This is a genomic window from Asanoa sp. NPDC049573 (assembly GCF_040676615.1).
Classification (GTDB): Bacteria; Actinomycetota; Actinomycetes; order Mycobacteriales; family Micromonosporaceae; genus Asanoa.
Window position 1 is genome coordinate 491438 of sequence record NZ_JBFAPI010000003.1, and the last position, 19311, is coordinate 510748.

A 19311-nucleotide genomic window follows, 5' to 3' on the forward strand; every position below is an offset into this window, starting at 1 on the left:
TCGTCGTGCTCCGTCCCCGCACCTTGATCGCTGCCGCGGCCGCCGCCGCGCTAGTGGCAACGGCATTGACCGTGCCACTGGCCGCCGGCCCCGCCAGCGCGGCACCAGCACCCGGGCCACTGGTCTGGTCCGACGAGTTCAACGGACCCTCCGGCAGCGCCGTCGACCAGTCGAAATGGCGGTTCGACATCGGCGGCAGCGGGTGGGGCAACAACGAGCAGCAGTACTACACCAACAGCACCCGCAACGCCGCCATGGACGGCGCGGGCAACCTGGTGATCACCGCCCGCCGGGAGAACCCCGCCAACTACCAGTGCCACTACGGCACGTGCCAATACACGTCGGCCCGGCTGCTCACCGCGGCCACGTTCACCCGCACCTACGGCCGGTTCGAGGCGCGTATGAAGATCCCGCGCGGCCAGGGCATCTGGCCGGCGTTCTGGATGCTCGGCACGCCGGTCAACTGGCCGACCAGCGGCGAGATCGACATCATGGAGAACATCGGCCGTGAGCCCAACACGGTCCACGGCACGATCCACGGCCCCGGTTACTCGGGCGGGGAGGGCATCGGCGCCCCCTACACGATCGGCAGCCCCTTCGCCGACGCCTTCCACACGTTCGCCGTCGACTGGTCGCCCAACCTGATCGTCTGGTATGTCGACGGCAATGAATACCAGCGCCGTACCCCCGCCGACCTGGGCGGCGACCGCTGGGTCTTCGACCACCCGTTCTTCATGATCATGAACGTCGCGGTCGGCGGCCTGTGGCCCGGATACCCCGACGGCTCCAGCACCTATCCGCAGACGATGACCGTCGACTACGTTCGCGCGTACGCCCAGCCCGGCGGCACCACCCCGCCGCCGACCGGCGGTGGCGGGCGGATCACCGGCATCGGCGGCAAGTGCGTCGACGTGGCGGGCGCGAACCCGGCGAACGGCACGGCGGTGCAGCTCTGGGACTGCAACGGCACCGCCGCGCAGCAGTGGACCTGGGCCTCGGACGGCTCCGTCCGCGCCCTGGGCAAGTGCCTCGACGTCCCGTCCGGCTCCACCGCCAACGGCGCCAAGCTCCAGATTTGGGACTGCAACGGCAGCGGCGCCCAACGCTGGACCTTCAGCGGCTCCGGCGACATCGTCAACCCGCAGGCCAACAAGTGCATGGACGCCACCGGCGTCAGCTCCGCCAACGGCACCCGGCTGCAGATCTGGGACTGCACCGGCGGTGCCAACCAGAAGTGGTCGCGCAGCTGACGCTGCCCGCCCGACCGCTTCGCACGAAGGGGCCCATTTCCGTCCTGGGTGGGCCCCTTCGTTCCGCCCTCTGTCAACAAAACCGCAGGTCACGGTGGTTCTGAGCCTCGGGTAAGGGTTGCCGTTCCGCCGGTGTTACACATGGCAGAACGAGAGGAGTACCACCGTGTTCCTGCGTCGAATGAAGTCCGATCTGCCCGCCCCGGGTGAGGCGCTGCCGGGCCGCCCGCTCGGGATGCCCGTCGCCGACAAGCACGTCGTGCTCGGCACGCCGATGGTCGGCCCGTGGCCGGAGGGTGCGCAGGTCGCCGTCTTCGGCATGGGCTGTTTCTGGGGTGCTGAGCGCCTGTTCTGGACGCTGCCGGGGGTCATCTCGACGGCGGCCGGTTACGCCGGCGGTCAGACGCCCAACCCCAGTTACGAAGAGGTCTGCTCCGGCCGCACCGGCCACACCGAGGCCGTGCAGGTCGTCTACGACCCCACCAAGATCGCGTACGAGGACCTGCTCAAGGTCTTCTGGGAGAACCACGACCCGACCCAGGGCATGCGCCAGGGCAACGACGTCGGCACCCAGTACCGGTCGACGATCTACGTGACCTCAGACGAGCAGCTGGCCGCGGCCGAGTCGTCGCGGGAGGCGTTCGCCCCGATCGTGCGCGCCGCCGGCCACGGCGAGATCACCACGGAGATCGGCAAGCTGGACACGTTCTACTACGCCGAGGACTACCACCAGCAGTACCTGTCGGACAGCAAGAATCCGTACGGGTATTGCAACCACGGGCCGAACGGGATGACCTGCCCGGTGGGCGTGGCCAAGACGGCGTAACCCATGGCGCTGGCGCGGATCACCGGATCCGCGCCAGAGCCGAGCGGCGAACGCTGACCCGCCTCGCCGCCCGACCGCGTTGTGCGCTGGCGCGGATGCACGCATCCGGGCCAGACTTGGCGGCATGAGCAGCGACGCACGCCCGCCCATTGTTGACATGGCCACCTGGCAAGCCGCGCGCGACGAGCTTCTGGTCCGCGAAAAGGCCTACACTCGCGAGGGCGACACGCTGTCCGCGGCGCGTCGCCGGCTTCCGATGGTCGAGTTCGACGGCACGGTCCAGGTCGTCGGCCCCGAGGGCCCGGTCCCGTTCCTGAGCCTCTTCCAGGGCCGCGACGAGCTCGTCGTCTACAAGCACATGTGGTACGACGACACGCCGCACCAGGGGCAGTGCGAGGGCTGCACGTTCACGGCGTGGAACATCAAGGACGCGGCCTATCTCAACGCCCGCGGCGTCTCGTTCGCCTTCCTCACCACCGGCGCCTGGCCCGAGGTGGCCGACTTCGTCGACTTCATGGGCTACACCCTGCCCTGGTACTCGGTCCGCGACGTCCCGGAGCCGGTCGGTGGCGAGATGGGCTACCTGACCAGCTACCTGCGCGACGGCGACCGCACGTTCCTGACCTACCGCACGACGGGCCGCGGCAACGAGGCCATCAACGGCGTCTTCGGCCTGCTCGACCGCACGGTCTACGGCCGCGGCGAGGCGTGGGAAGACAACCCGGAGGGCTGGCCCAAGGGCCAGCACGCCTGCTGGTACTGGCGCACCGACGCCGACGGCAACTCGACCTGGGGCGAGACCGGCCGCCCGACGGCGGAGTGGACCCGCCCGGGCGCGGGACCGGTGACGACCCTCGGCCGCCACGGCCCGCACCACTGACGAATAGCGGCCCCATGTCGTCAGGTGTTCCCCACGTGCACGTTAAAGAGTTTGATCGTGTAACCGTCGGCGGGATCCTTGGCCAGGATGGTCCGGACGCTGGCCGAAAGAAAATCGGCGACGTCCGCCGGCTTGTCGAATGGATGCATCCACTCCCGAAGCGGGTTTCGCTCCCACACTGGGCGCGACTCGAAATCCGTCGCGCCCTTGGTGACCGCCGACGGATCGATCCAGCCAAACCTGACGGCGGCGTCCATCTGTAGCGGAGACAGTCGCCCTATCTCTGTCTGGATGCTCGGCGGATAGGTGAGGACCTGCGTGTAGGCCTGCTCGTCGTAAGAGATGACAAGAGTGGTGCCGTTGGGCCAAGCGTTGAGCATCTCCATCAGCAATGTCTTGATCACCAACGCGTGCGATGCCTCGCCGACCGCCTGGTGCGGCGGGACCACGAGTTCGATGTCGTGGGTGCGCGGGGGCCGATGTGCGGTGCAGTAGGCACCCACGCGGGCCGCGGCGACGAAATTCCCGTCGTCAGGTTCCCCGCGTAGACGGGCATCGAGCCGGTCGCTCAACCGCGCGGCGAAGTATCGAGTCCCGGCGCGGGCGAAGGCCGCCGCCATCTGGTGCGCCGTCATCGCCGGCTTCCGTTTCTCGGCGGCCATTCGCACGACGGTGGCCACCACCTCGGTGCGCCGATCGACGATGAGATCGCACAGATACCCATCTGGATCCATGACGCGTATTCCGTGGGCGGCCAGATCGGTCGTCGGGAAGTCGGTCAGGTTCCATGTGACGATCACCGTCGCTCGCCCGACGACCGCACCCGCCATGTGTTGGCGATCATCGGGATCATTTCCCGGCATCGTGTCAATCAGGTCCCGATAGGCCTCGACGGGAACGCGGCCCTCGGCGAAGTAGGTGCGGATGGCGGAGGTGATCGCCGCTGCCGACATCGCACTGCGGCGATGTTCACGAACGATGACCCGTTCCTACTCCGCGAGGAGTGCATCGGTCCACACCAACTCGTGCACCGCGTCTTCGGTCAGCGCGAGCATGAGGTCCATGACCGAGAACGGGAACAGCACGTTGGTGTCCACGAACACGCGGGCCACGTGCGACTCCTGTCCTTCAGTAGGGAAGGTCTTCGTTCTCCGCGATCTCCGCGATCCGGCGGCGGCCAGTGCGCCGCCGCTCTCGGCGCGCCTGGAACTCGAGAACGGCGGCGAGGCGCACCACGCGGTGACGACTGTCCGGTAGGTACTCGGCGGGTAGCTGGCCCTCGTCGAGCAGACGCACGATGAACGGCCGCGACAACCCGAGAAGCTCTCCGACCTCTGCCGGGCTGAGCAACACCTCGGAGGCTAGGACCGTCACCGCGTGCCCCGCCGACAACTCGTCGGCCGTCGCCCGGAGCACGCTGACCAGGGCCGCTGGGAGCTCGATCTCGCGACCGTCGGGAAGCAGGATCGTGAGGCGGTCGGCGTCGGCGACTACCCGGCTCACCGCCGCCGCCCGTTCCTGATCATCCGGATCAGGCTCGACCCGCGTCGCCGCGCTGAGGGCGCTTGATCGCGCCATGTCCCCACCCCCTGCCGCAAGGGCATCCGAAATAACTGTAACCGATTTGGGTGCCTGGCGCTGGATGGTCTCGTGATCAGGCCGCCGGCTCGGTTCGCCAGCTGTGGCGGGGCTCGTAGCCGAGCACGCGGCGGGCCTTTTCGATCGACAGGAACGTGCCGTGGTCGCCGACGTCGCGGGTGATCGGGATGTCGGGGAAGACCTCGGCGGCCAGGTCGGCCGACTTCTGCGGCATGACCGAGTCGGCGTTGGCGATGATGAAGATGTCCATGCCGGTGGCGTCGAGTTCCAGTCCCAGCCGCACCGCCTGGGCGCCGTCGCGGGCGTCGATGTAGGACCAGGCGTTCCAACTACGCAGCCGAGGGTCTGCCGCATAGGACGGGAAGGCCGCGTAGTCGGCCGGCTCCATCACGTTGGAGAACCGCAGGCCGATCATCTTCAGCGCCGGGTTCCAGCGGCAGAACTGGGCCGCCATCTGCTCTTCCAGGTGTTTGGCCAGCGCGTAGGAAGACTGCGGCCGCGCCGGATATTCCTCGTCGACCGGCAGGTAGGGCGGGGGAACGTCGCCGAACGGCAGGCCCAGCAGCGTCTCGCTGCTCGCCCACACGACGTTCGTGATGCCGGCCGCGCGGGCCGCGGCGAAGACGTGGTGCGTGGCGGTGATGTTGTGGGTGAACGTCGCCGCGTTGGCGGTCAGGCCCGGTGCCGGGATGGCGCCCAGGTGTACGACCGCGTCGACCGACGCGTAGCGGTCTTCGATGCCGGCCAGCGCCTCGACGACCTGCCCGTAGTCGCCCAGGTCGATGCGGGTGAACGGGGCCACCGGGTCCGGCGACGGCACCCGGTCGACGTTGTGCACCTCGTACCCGTGCTCGATCAGCTCTCGCACGGCGGCACGGCCCAGTTTGCCGCTGCCGCCGGTCACCACGACGCGTGTTGTCATGCCGAGAAGTTACAGCGCCGCGCCGATCCGCTTCGCGTAGTCGTTGGCCTCGTCGTCGGACGCGTACCTCGTCCGCGGCCAGAAGAAGCCGCGCAGACCGTCGCCCTTGGTGCGCGGCACGACGTGGGTGTGCAGATGTGCCACCGACTGGGAGACCCGGTTGTTGATCGCCACGAACGAGCCGCCGGCGTTGAGGGACGACTGCACGGCCCGGTCAACGGCCTGCACGAACCCGAAATATCCGGACAAGGCGGAAGCCGGCAGATCAGACAAAACCACAAAATGCTCACGAGGTACGACCAGCGTGTGGCCTTTGAACACGGGGCGGGTGTCGAGGAACGCGACGCAATCGTCGGTCGATCCGACCACGAACGCGGGCACCTCGCCCGCCACGATGCCACAGAACACGCAGTCCGCCACCGACGAAGACTAGCCTCCATCCAATGACCTACGGTTTCGAGACGCTCGCCATCCACGCCGGCCAGGACCCGGAGGCGCGCACCGGGTCGGTCGTGCCGCCGATCTACCAGACCAGCACGTACGCCCAGGACGGCGTCGGCGTGCCCCGCGAGGGCTACGAATACAGCCGCTCCAGCAACCCGACCCGCGACGCCCTTCAGGAGTGCCTCCGCGCGCTCGAGGGCGGCCGCCGCGGCCTGGCGTTCGCGAGCGGGCTCGCCGCCGAAGACACCCTGCTGCGCACCGTGTGCCAGCCGGGCGACCACGTGGTGATCCCGGACGACGCGTACGGCGGCACGTTCCGGCTCTTCGCCAAGGTGGCCGAGCGCTGGGGGCTGACCTGGACCGCGGCCAGCATCCACCACATCGACACGATCCGGGCCGCGATCCGGCCGGGTCAGACGAAGGTCATCTGGATCGAGACGCCGTCGAACCCGCTGCTCGGCATCAACGACATCGCCGCCACCGCCGCGCTGGCCCGGGACGCCGGCGCCCTGCTGGTCGTCGACAACACGTTCGCGTCGCCCTACCTGCAGCAACCGCTGAGCCTGGGAGCCGACGTCGTGGTGCATTCGACGACGAAATACATCGGTGGGCACTCCGATGTGGTCGGCGGCGCGCTGATCGTCGGCGACGACGAACTCGGTGAGCGGCTCGCGTACAACCAGAACGCGATGGGTTCGGTCAACGGGCCGTTCGACGCGTGGCTGACCATGCGGGGCATCCGGACCCTGGGCGTGCGGATGGACCGGCACTGCGACAACGCCGAGCGGGTGGTCGACTACCTGCGCCAGCACAAGGCGGTCGCCGAGGTGCTCTACCCGGGCATGACCAGCCACCCGGGGCACGAAACGGCCGCCAAGCAGATGAAGCGCTTCGGCGGCATGGTCTCGTTCCGCGCGGCCGGTGGCGAGGAGGCGGCGGTCCGCATCTGCGAGAGCACCAAGCTCTTCGTGCTGGCCGAGTCGCTGGGCGGCGTCGAGTCGCTGATCGAGCACCCGGGCCGGATGACACACGCCAGCGCGGCCGGCTCCCCGCTTGAAGTTCCGGCGGATCTTGTGCGACTGTCGGTCGGCATTGAAACCGCTGACGATCTGTTGGCCGACCTGGAGCGCGCGCTCGGCTGACCACTTGAGACGATGCGGTGCGTAGGCCCGATGGGGAGGGTGGCCCGTGCCAGAGACTGTGCCGAGCTGGGTCGGCGCGACCGCGCGCCAGATCGCGCGCGCCGTGCGGCGCGGTGACACCACCGCGACCCGTGTCGTCGCCGATCATCTCGACCACATCGCCGCCGCCGACCCGGTCGTGTCCGCGTTCCGGACCGTCCGGGCCGGCGCGGCGATCGTCGAGGCGGAAGAGGTCGACGTTCTCGAAGACCTGTCGAGCCTGCCGCTGGCCGGCGTCCCGGTGGCGATCAAGGAGAACACGGCGATCGCCGGCGCGCCGATCTGGAACGGTTCGGCTGCCGCCCGGGCACCGATCGCGGCCGAAGACCACGAGGTGGTCCGCCGGTTGCGCGGCGCGGGCGCGGTCGCCGTCGGCCTCACCCGGATGCCGGAGTTGGCGCTGTTCGCGATGACCGACGACGAGACGGCGGTGACCCGCAACCCCTGGCGCACCGACCGCACGCCCGGCGGCTCGTCGGGCGGTGCGGCGGCCGCGGTCGCCAGTGGCATGGTGCCGGTCGCGCACGGCACCGACGGGCTTGGCTCGGTGCGCATCCCGGCCGCCTGCTGCGGCCTGCTCGGCCTCAAGCCCGGCCGCGACGTGGTGCCACGCGAGCTGGGCGCCGACGGCTGGTTCGGGCTCAGCGAGCACGGCGTGTTCGCCACCAGCGTGGCCGACGCGGCGATGGTCTTCGCGGTGCTCGCCGGCCGCCAGCCGGAGAAGCTGGTCGAGCCGGCCCGGCTGCGGTTCGCGGTGTCGACCCGCTCGCCGGTGGCCGGCATCCGGCCCGACGCGCCCAACCGCGACGCCGTCGCCGCGGCGTCGAAGGTGCTGGTCGGCGCCGGGCACGACGTGGCAACGATCGACCCGGTCTACCCGATGTCGTTGGGTTTGAAGGGCATGGCGCACTGGTTCGCCGCTGCTGCCAGCGACGCCGACTTCGACGCCCTCGACCGGGCCACGCTGCAGGGCCGCACCCGCCGGCACGCCGCGCTCGGCGACTGGGTCACCCGCCGCGGCTACGTCCGCCAGGACGACCGCGACGCCTGGCGCCAGCGCTCGATCGACTTCTTCACCGACCACGGCGTCGACGTGCTGGTCACCCCGGCGCTGGCCGCGGCACCCCCGGCGGCCGAGCGGTGGTCGGCCCGGTCGTGGCGGTCCAACGCGCTGACCAGCCTGCGTTACGCGCCCTACGCCGCGCCGTGGAACCTGGCCGGGCTGCCGGCGCTGGTCGTGCCGGTCGGCCTGCGCCCCGACGGGCTGCCGCTGGGCGTGCAACTCGTCGGGCCGCCCGGCAGCGAGACGCTGCTGCTGGCCGTCGCCGGCCAGTTCGAGCTGGCCGCGCCCTGGCCCCGGCACGCCACCTCCTGGCCCCGGGTCGCCGATCCGGCCGGCACCCCCTGATCGGCGTCGATATCGAGCCACATGGTTGACCTCCTCGCCGCGGAACGGACCGCAGAATCATCCGGTCCAAGATCAATGAAGCGGGGGAGGGTCATGAGCCAGGCGGTCTGGGAAGGGCACAAGACATATCGGGTACGCGGCGTCGGCATCGCCGCGGTCGCGGTGGTCGCGCTGGCGGCCGTGGGCAATGTGGTCTACCCGGCGATGCTGTGGGCAATCTGGAAGGGCGTCGACGCGGCGGTCGTCGCCGCTGACCTCGACGGCGCGATCGCGCTCGAAGACCTGACCACGGTGGTCTCTCTCGCCACCACGCTGGCCCAGCTGACCGCGCTGACCCTGACGATCATCTGGCTGTGGCGGGCCCGCAAGAACCTCGACGCGTTCCCCGACACGCAGCCCGTGCTCAGCCCCGGCTGGGCGATCGGCGGCTGGTTCATGCCGTTCGCCAACGCGGTCATTCCCGCTCGGCTGGCGGCCAACGTGGCCCGGCAGAGCAGCCGCGAGCGGTGGGTCAGCGCCCTGACCGTCGTCTGGTGGCTCGCCCTGGTCGTCACCTATGCCGTCGACCGGGTGGCGAGCACGGTGTTCGACAACCAGCCCGAGACCGGCGCGGACCTCGACGCGTTGGCGGACCAGTACCAGACCTTCGCCGCCGCCGAGACCGTCGCCGGCATCGCGGCCGTCGTCGCCGCGACCGCGTTCGCCGTCTTCGTGCCCCGGGTCTCTGCGGCGCAGGAGGACCGGATCCACCGCGGCTGGTACGAGGCGCAGAACCGGAACCTGCCCATCGACCCGAGCCCGGCGATCGGCGGGTGACGCGGGTTACAAGCCGGCCCGCCGCGCCGGCCGATGCCGGAAGTGCGACGATCGGGGCATGACGGACCTGGTCGGCCTCGCCGACGTCGAGGCGGCGCGGCAGCTCCTGGCCGGCGTCGTGCGAACCACCCCCCTCGAACCGTCCCGCCCGCTGAGCGCCCAGCTCGGCGGGCCGGGCTGGCTCAAATGCGAGAACCTGCAGCGCGCCGGTTCGTACAAGGTCCGCGGCGCGTACGTCCGGATCGCCCGGCTGACCGACGCCGAGCGTGCCCGCGGCGTGGTGGCCGCCAGCGCCGGCAACCACGCGCAGGGTGTCGCGCTGGCCGCCGAGATGCTCGGCACCAGCTCGACCGTCTTCATGCCCGAGGGCGCGCCGCTGCCGAAGGTCGCCGCGACCAAGGGTTACGGCGCGGCCGTCGAGCTGGTCGGCGCCACCGTCGACGAGTCGCTGGTCGCGGCCCAGGAGTTCGCCGACCGCACCGGCGCGGTGTTCATCCACCCGTTCGACCACCCCGACGTGATCGCGGGCCAGGGCACCGTCGCGCTGGAGATCCTCGAGCAGTGCCCGCAGGTGCGCACCATCGTGACCGGCGTCGGCGGCGGCGGGCTGGTCTCCGGCATCGCCGTGGCCGCCAAGGCGATCAACCCGCACCTGCGGGTGATCGGCGTGCAGGCGGCCGATGCCGCCGCGTTCCCGCCCTCGCTGGCCGCGGGCGAGCCGACCCGGCTGGCCAGCTTCTCGACGATCGCGGACGGCATCGCGGTCGGCTGCCCGGGCGAGATCACCTTCGCCCACGTCGAGAAGCTGGTCGACGAGATCGTCACGGTCACCGAGGAAGACATCTCGCGGGCGCTGCTGATGCTGCTGGAGCGCGGCAAGCTGGTGGTCGAGCCGGCCGGCGCGGTGGGCGTCGCGGCCCTGCTCGCCGGCGTGGTCGAGGCCGAGCCGCCGACCGTCGCGGTGCTCTCCGGCGGCAACATCGACCCGATGCTGCTGCGCCGGGTGATCGAGCACGGCCTCGCGGCCGCCGGCCGGTTCCTGCGGATCACGGTGCGCTGCGCCGACCGCCCGGGCCAGCTCGCCAACCTGCTCGGCCAGATCGCCGGCCAGGCGGCCAACGTGGTCGACGTGGTGCACCAGCGGCAGAACCCGCACCTGCGACTCGGCGAGGTCGAGGTCGCCCTGTCCGTCGAGACGCGCGGCGCCGAGCACTCCGACCTGGTGGTCGGCGCGCTGCGGGCCAGCGGGTACGTGGTGTCCTTCGGATGACCTGGTTCGCGGCGTACAAGCCGGATCGGCCATCCGCCGGCCCTTCCGTGCCGGTGCGCCGCGGCGGTCTCGACGACGTGCCGGGCTGCCTCGAACTCGCGGTCACCGTGCTCGGTCTCAACCCGGTGACGTGGGCCGACTCGCTGCGTGACAGCGCGACCGACGCTGATCGGATGCTGCACGTCGCTGAGGACGAAGGGCGGATCATCGGGTATGGCCGCAGCGCCCTGTACACGCCGCCGGCCGACGCGCCTGACAACGCGGCGCCGGCCGGCTGGTATCTGCTCGGACTGGTCGTCGACCCGGCCTACCGACGGCGCGGCGTCGGCCGGGCGCTCACCGTGGCCCGCATGGCGTCGATTTTCGAGCGCGCCGAGGCGGTCTGGTATTTCGCGAGAGCGCGCAATCAGGCGTCGCTCGACCTGCACACCGAGCTGGGCTTTGTCGAGGTGACCCGCGACTTCTGGTTTCCGGAGCTGACCTTCGAGGGCGGCGTGGGCGTGCTCGCGCGGGCCGAGCTGCGCTAGCCCTCGAACGGCGCGAAGGTGACCACGGTGACCTTGATGTCGGCGCCGCTCGGGGCCGTGTAGGTCACGGTGTCGCCGTTGTGTGCGCCGAGGATGGCCTTACCGAGCGCCGACTCGGGGCTGTAGACGGTCAGGTCGGTGGTCGCGGCGATCTCGCGCGAACCGAGCAGGAACGTCTCGGTGTCGTCGGCGTCGTCGTCGAAGTGGATCGTCACCACCGTGCCGGGCGCGACCGCGTCAGCGGTCGGCCGGTCGCCGACCTGCGCGGTGCGCAACAGCTCCTTGAGGTAGCTGATCCGGTGTTCCTGCTTTCCCTGCTCTTCACGGGCGGCGTGGTAACCACCGTTTTCGCGCAGGTCGCCTTCCTCGCGGCGGGCGTTGATCTCGGCGGCGATCACCGGCCGGGCCGCGATCAGCTCGTCGAGCTCCGCCTGGAGCCGGTCATGCGCGTCCTGGGACAACCATGTGACGGGAGCCCCGCGGTCGGTCGTGGACACAGACGATCTCCTTGGTTGGCGGGTGACAAATACGAACTTCCAACTTACCAGCGATCGACCATCGGGTGTCGCGCCCGAAACACCCGTTTACTGAGCTGGTACGCAGCGCAGGACTTCGCCGATCATGGCCTTCGCGGACGTCGTCATCCGCTGCGTCACCTGCGTGGTCCCGTCGCCGGGCTCGTCCCTGACCAGCACGTCCTGGGTGCCGACCACGGCGCCGTCCCTGGATCGGGCCCGCAGCACGCAGGTCGCCTGCCCACCTTCTGGGATGGTCACCCGGAACACCAGGGTAAGGCCGGTGTCGTCGATGTCGGTATAGGTCACTACCTGTGCGTCGTACGCCGGGTCCCCGTAGTTTTTGTAGAGCCGGACCGCTACGAGGCTGCCGACCAGCAGGGTGACCAGGGCGAGCCCGGCCACCAGCCACGGGCGGCGACGCTGCCGTTCGCGCCGGCGGCCATATCGGCCGGGCGGGAACACCGGAGCGGCCGGCGTGGTTGCTGAATGCGTCTCGGTCAACGGGGGCACCCCTCAGGCTGGCCCGACGGATTTCTGTCGGTGCGATCGGCCAGAATGGCAGGGTTCCATCCTCGCAGCCGAGGATGACCAGGCCCACGGCAGGTATGAGGGGGAGCAGGTTCGTGGCTGAGCAGTTGCGTCTGATGGCGGTGCACGCACATCCCGACGACGAGTCGAGCAAGGGCGCGGCGGCGTCCGCGCGTTACGTGGCCGAGGGGGTCGACGTCCTGGTCGCGACCTGCACCGGCGGTGAGCGCGGCAGTGTCCTCAACCCCAAGCTCGACCGACCCGACGTCTGGGAAAACATCAGCGAGATCCGCCGCGCGGAGATGGACGCGGCCCGGGCGATCCTCGGGGTCAAGCAGGCCTGGCTGGGCTTCGTCGACTCGGGCCTGCCCGAGGGCGACCCGCTGCCCCCGCTGCCCGAGGGCTGTTTCGCGCTCGAGCCGGTCGAGGTGGCCGCGGCACCACTGGTGCGCCTGATTCGCGAGTTCCGTCCGCACGTCGTCACCACCTACGACGAAAACGGTGGCTACCCGCACCCCGACCACATCATGTGTCACAAGATCAGCGTGGCCGCCTTCGAGGCCGCCGGCGATCCGGAGAAATACCCCGAGTTGGGCGAGCCGTGGCAGCCGCTCAAGCTCTACTACAACCTCGGCTTCAGCAAGGCCCGCGTGCTGGCGATGCACGAGGCGATGCTGGCGGCCGGGCTCGAGTCGCCCTACACCGACTGGCTCAAGGAGTGGGACACCCGCGAAGACAAGGGCGACCGGGTCACCACGCGGGTCGAGTGCGGCGACTACTTCGAGGTGCGCGACGACGCGCTGCGGGCACACGCCACCCAGGTCGACCCCGACGGCTTCTGGTTCCGGGTCCCGCTCGACATCCAGCGCAAGGTCTGGCCCACCGAAGACTTCGAGTTGGTCAAGTCGCTGGTCGACAGCCCGGTGCCCGAGTCCGACCTGTTCGCGGGCATCCGGGAGGCGGTGCGCGCCGCCTGAGGTGGCGGGCGTAGCGTGAGGGTCCCCCCGGTCGGAAGAGGAGTGTGTCGCCATGTTGTCGGTTGCCGGCGTGCTCGCGGTGAACAACTTCGGCGACACCCGGGAGGGCGGCCTGGCCGGCCCGACCGGGCTGCTCCTGATCATCCTGCTGGGCACCGCGACGGTCCTGCTGATCCGCAACATGAACAAGCGGCTCAAGCGGCTACCCGAACGCTTCCCCGGTCAGGATGAGAGTGTCGCGGATCCGACCGCCGCGAAATCTGTCGCAACGAAACCTGCCGCGCCGACTGACCGTTCCTGACCAGCACTGGATTCGTTCCAGACTGGTCATTCCGGATCTGACCAGGCACGACAGCGTTCATTGACGGTCAAAGCAGACGTCTACCCCCTGTTGCACCCACTCCGTTTGGCTTAGCCTTCCGCCGTGGGGACCCGTGTGGGTTTCCGTGGCGTGCGCGGAAGGGGGCCGCCGATGACGATCGCCGGCCGCTCCCGGCGCGATCTGTCGTTTGGCGATCATTGCCGAGGTCTCGCCGACCGTCCCGTGGGCGGGAGTCGGCGATGAGCGCGCTGCGTGCCGGTCTGTGGCGGGTGGCCCGTGGCTCCGGGGCAGCCGAGGTGCCGGCGCGGGCGCACGGCTTCACCGGCTTCCTGCTCGTGCTCGCGGCCGGCGCCACGACCGCCGGCCTGCTGCTGCCCGCGGTCGTCCCGACCGGCGACCCGCTGCCGGCCGCCGGCCGGTTCGCGATCGCCTGCGGCGTGATGGCGCTGGCGCAACTCGCCAGCCTCCGACTACGCATCGGCTCCGGTCGACTCTCCGTCAACTGGGGCGAGGCCGCGCTGATCATCGGCCTCTACACCGCACCATCGGGCTGGCTGCCCGCCGCGACCTTCGCTGGCGCCGGCGCCGCCTGGCTCCTGCTCTCGGTCTTCGCGAAGCTCCGCACGCCGCTCGAGGTCCTGCACATCGCGGCGTGCCAGACGGTCGCCGTCGCCGCCGCCGTGACGGTGGCCTGCCGCCTCGCCGACCCGATCGGCGCTCCGCTCACCCCGCCCCTGGCCGCCGCGCTGATCCTCGGTGCGCTCACCTACCTGCTGGTCGGCGCGTTGCTCGCGGTGGTCACGCTGCGGCTGGTGCATGGCGTCCCGCTGTTCGCCACGCTGCTGCGGGCGCTCAACGACAAGCTGCTGATGTTCGTCGGCAACGTCGTCGTCGGCCTGGTCGTGGTCGCGATGGTCCACGAGGACCCGCGCTGGCTGCTGCTGCTACCGCCGGCGCTGTGGCTGCTCCAGCAGACCTACGGCCAGCGGCTGCGCGCCGCCGACGAACGCCGGGCCTGGGAAGAGTTCGCCGGCGCGACCAGCGCCCTCAAGAAGCTCGACGAAGACGAGGTCGCCACCGCCGGCGTCGCCGGCGCCCTGCGGCTGCTGGTGGCCGAGCGGGTCGACCTCGACGTGGTCCGGATGGACGGCGGCTGGCGCCACTACTACGGCGACGCCGACGGCGGCAGCGGTGTCGACGACTCCGACGAGCGCCCGGCCACCGAGGACGCCGAGTCCACCCTGGTCCGCGAGCTGACCGTGCGGGGCCAGTTGGTCGGCCAGATCCGGGTCGCCCTCCCTCGGCCGACCCTGCCGTCCGCCCGCGACGAGTTCGCCCTGCGGTCGTTCGGCGACACGCTGGCGGTGGCGCTGCACGACGCGGTCACCCACCGCGCCTGGTCACTGCTGCGCGAACGCTCGTCGTACGACGCCGTCCACGACGCGCCGACCGGCCTGCTCAACCGGGCCGCGGTGATCGCACAGGGCGACGCCGCGCTGCGCCGCCTGAGCCGTGACCACCCGGTCGCCCTGGCGGTCGTCGATATCAACCGCTTCCGCACGGTCAACGACACCCTTGGCCACGCCGCTGGCGACGAACTCCTTGCCGCCGCGGCCGCCCGGATGAAGCTGCTGACCGGCCCCGGCGAGCTGCTCGGCCGGCTCGGAGTCGACCAGTTCGCGCTGCTGATCGCGGGCGTCGAACGGATGAGCACCTCGCGGGCCCTCGACCGGGCCGCCGAGCTGGTCGACGCCGTGGCGGCACCAACCGAGGTCCAGGGCATCCAGGTCGCGGTCGACGCGTCCGCGGGTGTGGTGGTCTCGGCCGCCGGCAGCGCCAACCTGCCGGAGCTGCTCCGCCGGGCCGACATCGCGCTGCGGCAGGCGAAGGAGGGCGGCGGCGGCAACACCGCCTGCTACGACCCGAGCCGCGACGAGAGCAGCACCGATCAGTTGACGCTGCTGGCCGAACTGCGCGAGGCCCTGCAGGTCGACGACCAGCTCGTGCTGGCCCTGCAGCCCGCGGTCGACCTGACGACGGGCGCGCCGACCGGGGTGGAGGCCCTGATCCGCTGGAAACACCCGCGGCGCGGCGTCCTCAAACCCGGCGACTTCGTGCGGGCGGCCGAGGAGAGCGATCTGCTGGGTGCGTTCACGCTCTACGTGATCGACAAGGCTCTGCAGGTGGCCGCCGACGTCGCCGCGCACGGCATGGATGTGCCGATCGCGGTCAACCTGTCCGCGCACAACCTGCTCGACCAGCACCTGCCCAACGCGGTGGCCGAGCTGCTGCGCCAGCACGACGTCACGGCCGACCGGCTGGTCATGGAGATCACCGAGACGGTCGTGATGAGCGACCAGGACGTGATCGACGAGGTCCTGGCCGGGCTGCGGTCGATGGGCGTGCGGATCGCGCTCGACGACTTCGGCACCGGGTACTCGTCGCTGGCCTTCCTCGCCCGCGTCCCGGTCGACGAGGTCAAGGTCGACCGCTCCTTCGTGATGCGGATGGCCGACTCTCCCCAGGCGGCGGCGATCGTCCGGTTCACCATCGGTCTCGGCCAGGAGCTGGGGTTGCGGGTCGTGGCCGAAGGGGTCGAGACGGCCGCCCAGCGGCTGGCTCTGGAAACCCTCGGCTGCGGTGCCGCCCAGGGCTATCACTTCTTCAAGCCGATGCCGGCGGACAAGATCGTGGCTGTGCTCAGTCAGCTCACCGATTCGGCCCGGGCGCAGGTCTTTCCGCTGCGTGCTGATGGGTCGGCCTGACCCTTCGCCCGCTTCGCTCCGGCCAGGGGTTGCGTCGGCGGCGTCGACTCTGCGGCGCCGTAAGTCGTTTGCGGTGGACCGCCGGGCGCAGAACCATAGCCGGCGTGGTGCGGACCTTCCTGCGAGCCGACGACCTGCGCGACGTCGTCGCCGACCAAACAGCAAGACGGCTGAGCACGCTGACCCGGCTGGCCGGTGGCACCAAGAAGGGCGTCTACCGACTCACGCTCGATGACGGCACCAGCCTCATCGCCTACGTCTGGGCCGAGGCCGAGAACTACTGGCCACCCGCGGCCACCGTGCCGGACGACCCCTTCACCGACGCCAACGGCCCCGACCTGTTCGCCGCCAACCATGCCGCGCTCAGCGCCGCCGGCGTACGCGTGCCGGGGTTGATCTTCTTCGACCGCTCCCGCCGGCACCTCGACGCCGACCTCGCGCTCGTCGAAGACGCGGGGTCGACGAAGCTGGAGGACCGCCTCGACGCCGAAGACGCGCCGCTGGCCGAGCTCGGCGCCGCCATCAGGCGGATGCACACCACGTTCGGCCCCCACTACGGCAAGCTCGCCGCCATCGGGTCGCAGGCCCGCCGCACGGAAGACATCATCCGCGACCGGGCCCTCACCGATCTCGACGCGGCCGCGGAGCGCGACAGCCGCCTCGCCGCCGCCCGGGACCGGATCGTCACCCACGTCGACGCCCTCTGGGCGGCGGTCAGACCACGCCAGACCTACGCGCTGGTGCACGGCGAACTCGGTCCCGACCACGTCCTGGTGACCGAAGCCAACGAACCCGTGCTGATCGACTTCGAGGGCCTGGCCTACTTCGACATCGAGTGGGACCACGCCTGGATCCAGATGCGCTTCGGCGATCACTACCGGCGGCTCGACCCGGTCGACTGCGACCCGGAGCGGCTCGAGTTCTACCGCTACGCCCAGGTGCTGTCGCTGATCGAGGGGCCGTTGCGGATCGCGAGCACCGACTTTCCCGACCGGCAATGGATGCTCGACCTGGCCGAGTGGAACATCGCCAAGGCGTTCGCGGCCGTGGGCCGCAGCGTGTGAAAGGCTGGAGGTGTGAATCGGCTCGGTGACGCCACCTCGCCCTACCTGCTGCAACACGCCGGCAACCCGGTCGACTGGTGGCCGTGGAGCAGCGCCGCCTTCGACGAAGCGAAGCGCCGCGACGTGCCGGTGTTGATCTCCGTGGGCTATGCCGCCTGTCACTGGTGTCACGTGATGGCGCACGAGTCCTTCGAAGATGCCGGTGTGGCGCGGCTGATGAACGACAACTTCGTCAGCATCAAGGTCGACCGCGAGGAGCGGCCCGACGTCGACGCCGTCTACATGACCGCGACGCAGGCGATGACCGGGCAGGGCGGCTGGCCGATGACCGTGTTCGCCGCGCCCGACGGCACGCCGTTCTTCTGCGGCACCTACTTCCCGAAGGCCAACTTCTCCCGGCTGCTCCAGTCGGTCACCAAGGCCTGGGGCGAGCAGCGCGACGACGTGCTGCGCCAGGGTGCCGCGGTCGTCGAGGCCGTCGGCGGGGCGCAGGCGCTCGGCGGGATCAGCGCGCCGATCACCGCGGAACTGCTCGACGCGGCCGCCGCGCAACTCGCGACCGACTACGACGGCGAGAACGGCGGCTTCGGCGGCGCGCCGAAGTTTCCGCCGCAGATGAACCTGCTGTTCCTGCTCCGCCAATACCAGCGCACCGGCAACCCGCAGGCGCTGGAGATGGTGCGGCACACCTGCGAGGCGATGGCCCGCGGCGGCATCTACGACCAACTCGCCGGCGGCTTCGCCCGCTACTCGGTCGACGCGCGCTGGATCGTGCCGCATTTCGAGAAGATGTTGTACGACAACGCCCTGCTCCTGCGCGTCTACACGCACCTGTGGCGGCTGACCGGCGACCCGCTGGCCCGCCGGATCGCCGACGAGACCGCCCAGTTCATCGTCCGCGACCTCGGCACACCCGAGGGTGGCTTCGCGTCCGCATTGGACGCCGACACCGACGGGGTCGAGGGCCTGACCTACTCGTGGACGCCGGCCCAACTCGTCGAGGCGCTCGGCCAGGAAGACGGCGCGTACGCGGCCGGCGTCTTCGGGGTGACCGCCGCCGGCACGTTTGAGAAGGGCGCCAGCGTCCTGCGGCTGGCCCGCGACATCGACGACGCCAACCCGCCGGTCGTCGACCGCTGGGCCGACGTCCGCGCCCGACTGCTCGCCGCACGCGCCAACCGGCCCCAGCCGGCCCGCGACGACAAGGTGGTCGCCTCCTGGAACGGGCTGGCGATCACCGGCCTGGTCGAGCACTACTTCGCCACCGGCGGCGCCGAGTCGCTCGACGCGGCCGTGCGCGCGGCGACGCTGCTGGCCGAGCGGCACGTGGTCGACGGCCGGCTGCGCCGGGTGTCCCGCGACGGCGTGGTCGGCGACCCGGCCGGCGTGCTCGACGACTACGGCGCCGTGGCCGAGGCGTTCTGCGCCGTGCACCAGGCCACCCTCGACGGGCGCTGGCTCGACCTGGCCGGCACCCTGCTCGACGCCGCGCTCGCGCACTTCCCGACCGGCAACGGCGGCTACTACGACACCGCCGACGACGCCGAGCGGCTGGTCACCCGGCCGGCCGACCCGACCGACAACGCGACGCCGGGCGGGCTCTCGGCGCTGGCGGCGGCGCTGACCAGCTACACCGCGCTGCGCGGCGAGCCCCGCTACCGCGAGGCGGCGGAGGCGGCGCTCGCCACGGTCGCCCCGATCGTCGGTCAACACCCGAGATTCAGCGGGTACGCGGCCGCGACGGCCGAGGCCCTGCTCTCCGGCCCGTACGAGATCGTCATCGCCACCCGCACCGACCCGACCGACGACCCGCTCGTCTCGACCGCCTACGAGTTGGCCCCGCCCGGCGCCGTGGTGCTGGTCGGCCCACCGGACGCGCCGGGCGTACCCCTGCTGGCCGATCGACCGTTGCTCGACGGTGCGGCAACGGCGTACGTCTGCCGCGGTTTCGTCTGTGATCGCCCGACGACGGCGGTGGCAGACCTCACCGCGCAGCTCACCCGCCGGTGAGGCC

20 protein-coding genes are annotated in these 19311 nt (G+C 70.8%); 13 read left to right on the forward strand and 7 right to left on the reverse strand.

Translation table 11 applies throughout. The features are described 5' to 3' along the window. Positions 1 to 5: 5 nt before the first annotated feature. The 3 genes from AB0J74_RS09330 to AB0J74_RS09340 all read left to right on the forward strand — a co-directional run bounded on the left by AB0J74_RS09330 (position 6) and on the right by AB0J74_RS09340 (position 2956). Positions 6 to 1250 (forward strand): family 16 glycosylhydrolase, encoded by a 1245-nt coding sequence (locus tag AB0J74_RS09330; protein ID WP_363446327.1) that lies wholly within the window; start codon positions 6 to 8, stop codon positions 1248 to 1250. Positions 1251 to 1416: 166 nt separating this feature from the next. Then, a complete protein-coding gene (gene msrA, locus AB0J74_RS09335) occupies positions 1417 to 2076 on the forward strand; it encodes a peptide-methionine (S)-S-oxide reductase MsrA (RefSeq protein ID WP_363446329.1) in 660 nt (219 codons plus the stop codon). 124 nt (positions 2077 to 2200) lie between these two features. After that, positions 2201 to 2956, forward strand: coding sequence for a DUF899 family protein (locus AB0J74_RS09340; protein WP_363446331.1), 756 nt, complete (start codon positions 2201 to 2203; stop codon positions 2954 to 2956). Between the two features lie 20 nt (positions 2957 to 2976). Here AB0J74_RS09340 and AB0J74_RS09345 read toward each other — a convergent pair whose 3' ends face one another. The 5 genes from AB0J74_RS09345 to AB0J74_RS09365 form a co-directional block, all read right to left on the reverse strand. After that, a complete protein-coding gene (locus tag AB0J74_RS09345) occupies positions 2977 to 3909 on the reverse strand; it encodes a hypothetical protein (protein WP_363446333.1) in 933 nt (310 codons plus the stop codon). Positions 3910 to 3945: 36 nt separating this feature from the next. Beyond that, positions 3946 to 4068: a hypothetical protein gene (locus AB0J74_RS09350; protein ID WP_363446335.1), complete on the reverse strand. Its 123-nt coding sequence runs from the start codon at positions 4066 to 4068 to the stop codon at positions 3946 to 3948. Positions 4069 to 4084: 16 nt separating this feature from the next. Next, on the reverse strand, positions 4085 to 4534 hold the full coding sequence (locus AB0J74_RS09355) for a helix-turn-helix domain-containing protein (RefSeq protein WP_363446337.1): 450 nt from the start codon (positions 4532 to 4534) through the stop codon (positions 4085 to 4087). Positions 4535 to 4610: 76 nt separating this feature from the next. After that, a complete protein-coding gene (locus AB0J74_RS09360; RefSeq protein ID WP_363446339.1) occupies positions 4611 to 5477 on the reverse strand; it encodes an NAD(P)-dependent oxidoreductase in 867 nt (288 codons plus the stop codon). 9 nt (positions 5478 to 5486) lie between these two features. Next, positions 5487 to 5897, reverse strand: a complete 411-nt coding sequence (locus AB0J74_RS09365; protein ID WP_363446341.1) for an HIT family protein — start codon at positions 5895 to 5897, stop codon at positions 5487 to 5489. Between the two features lie 23 nt (positions 5898 to 5920). On the opposite strand from AB0J74_RS09365, the gene AB0J74_RS09370 reads away from it, so the two are divergent. The 5 genes from AB0J74_RS09370 (at position 5921) to AB0J74_RS09390 (ending at position 11123) form a co-directional block, all read left to right on the forward strand. Then, positions 5921 to 7063, forward strand: a complete 1143-nt coding sequence (locus AB0J74_RS09370) for a cystathionine gamma-synthase (protein ID WP_363446342.1) — start codon at positions 5921 to 5923, stop codon at positions 7061 to 7063. Between the two features lie 46 nt (positions 7064 to 7109). Further along, complete coding sequence (locus tag AB0J74_RS09375) at positions 7110 to 8510, forward strand: amidase family protein (protein ID WP_363446344.1); 1401 nt, start codon at positions 7110 to 7112, stop codon at positions 8508 to 8510. A 93-nt stretch (positions 8511 to 8603) separates the two neighbouring features. Next, a complete protein-coding gene (locus AB0J74_RS09380; RefSeq protein WP_363446346.1) occupies positions 8604 to 9326 on the forward strand; it encodes a DUF4328 domain-containing protein in 723 nt (240 codons plus the stop codon). Positions 9327 to 9384: 58 nt separating this feature from the next. Next, positions 9385 to 10596 (forward strand): threonine ammonia-lyase, encoded by a 1212-nt coding sequence (ilvA, locus tag AB0J74_RS09385; RefSeq protein WP_363446348.1) that lies wholly within the window; start codon positions 9385 to 9387, stop codon positions 10594 to 10596. After that, entirely contained in the window at positions 10593 to 11123 is a 531-nt protein-coding gene (locus tag AB0J74_RS09390) for a GNAT family N-acetyltransferase (protein ID WP_363446350.1), read from the forward strand. Before ilvA ends, AB0J74_RS09390 begins: the two co-directional genes overlap by 4 nt. Here the strand turns inward: AB0J74_RS09390 and greA are convergent. After that, on the reverse strand, positions 11120 to 11620 hold the full coding sequence (gene greA, locus AB0J74_RS09395; RefSeq protein ID WP_363446352.1) for a transcription elongation factor GreA: 501 nt from the start codon (positions 11618 to 11620) through the stop codon (positions 11120 to 11122). The two genes, AB0J74_RS09390 and greA, sit on opposite strands and share 4 nt — an antisense overlap. An 87-nt stretch (positions 11621 to 11707) precedes the next feature. Beyond that, positions 11708 to 12142, reverse strand: a complete 435-nt coding sequence (locus AB0J74_RS09400) for a DUF4307 domain-containing protein (protein ID WP_363446354.1) — start codon at positions 12140 to 12142, stop codon at positions 11708 to 11710. A 122-nt stretch (positions 12143 to 12264) separates the two neighbouring features. Between AB0J74_RS09400 and mca the strand changes: the two genes are divergently transcribed. The 5 genes from mca (at position 12265) to AB0J74_RS09425 (ending at position 19307) form a co-directional block, all read left to right on the forward strand. Next, the gene (gene mca, locus AB0J74_RS09405; protein WP_363446356.1) at positions 12265 to 13146 is read left to right on the forward strand and encodes a mycothiol conjugate amidase Mca; all 882 of its coding nucleotides are present in this window, start codon (positions 12265 to 12267) and stop codon (positions 13144 to 13146) included. Between the two features lie 52 nt (positions 13147 to 13198). Next, complete coding sequence (locus AB0J74_RS09410; protein ID WP_363446358.1) at positions 13199 to 13447, forward strand: hypothetical protein; 249 nt, start codon at positions 13199 to 13201, stop codon at positions 13445 to 13447. Between the two features lie 260 nt (positions 13448 to 13707). Then, complete coding sequence (locus AB0J74_RS09415; RefSeq protein ID WP_363446360.1) at positions 13708 to 16233, forward strand: bifunctional diguanylate cyclase/phosphodiesterase; 2526 nt, start codon at positions 13708 to 13710, stop codon at positions 16231 to 16233. Positions 16234 to 16337: 104 nt separating this feature from the next. Continuing rightward, complete coding sequence (locus AB0J74_RS09420; protein ID WP_363446362.1) at positions 16338 to 17297, forward strand: phosphotransferase; 960 nt, start codon at positions 16338 to 16340, stop codon at positions 17295 to 17297. Positions 17298 to 17309: 12 nt separating this feature from the next. Next, positions 17310 to 19307 (forward strand): thioredoxin domain-containing protein, encoded by a 1998-nt coding sequence (locus tag AB0J74_RS09425; RefSeq protein WP_363446364.1) that lies wholly within the window; start codon positions 17310 to 17312, stop codon positions 19305 to 19307. The last annotated feature ends 4 nt before the right edge of the window (positions 19308 to 19311 follow it).

What these genes read in the sequence shown, in the direction of transcription:
- AB0J74_RS09340 (WP_363446331.1), top strand. Translation starts at nt 2,201, where the DNA reads ATGAGCAGCGACGCACGCCCGCCCATTGTTGACATGGCCACCTGGCAA.
- AB0J74_RS09345 (WP_363446333.1), bottom strand. Translation starts at nt 3,909, where the DNA reads ATGTCGGCAGCGGCGATCACCTCCGCCATCCGCACCTACTTCGCCGAG.
- AB0J74_RS09355 (WP_363446337.1), bottom strand. Translation starts at nt 4,534, where the DNA reads ATGGCGCGATCAAGCGCCCTCAGCGCGGCGACGCGGGTCGAGCCTGAT.
- AB0J74_RS09360 (WP_363446339.1), bottom strand. Translation starts at nt 5,477, where the DNA reads ATGACAACACGCGTCGTGGTGACCGGCGGCAGCGGCAAACTGGGCCGT.
- AB0J74_RS09370 (WP_363446342.1), top strand. Translation starts at nt 5,921, where the DNA reads ATGACCTACGGTTTCGAGACGCTCGCCATCCACGCCGGCCAGGACCCG.
- AB0J74_RS09380 (WP_363446346.1), top strand. Translation starts at nt 8,604, where the DNA reads ATGAGCCAGGCGGTCTGGGAAGGGCACAAGACATATCGGGTACGCGGC.
- ilvA (WP_363446348.1), top strand. Translation starts at nt 9,385, where the DNA reads ATGACGGACCTGGTCGGCCTCGCCGACGTCGAGGCGGCGCGGCAGCTC.
- AB0J74_RS09390 (WP_363446350.1), top strand. Translation starts at nt 10,593, where the DNA reads ATGACCTGGTTCGCGGCGTACAAGCCGGATCGGCCATCCGCCGGCCCT.
- AB0J74_RS09410 (WP_363446358.1), top strand. Translation starts at nt 13,199, where the DNA reads ATGTTGTCGGTTGCCGGCGTGCTCGCGGTGAACAACTTCGGCGACACC.
- AB0J74_RS09415 (WP_363446360.1), top strand. Translation starts at nt 13,708, where the DNA reads ATGAGCGCGCTGCGTGCCGGTCTGTGGCGGGTGGCCCGTGGCTCCGGG.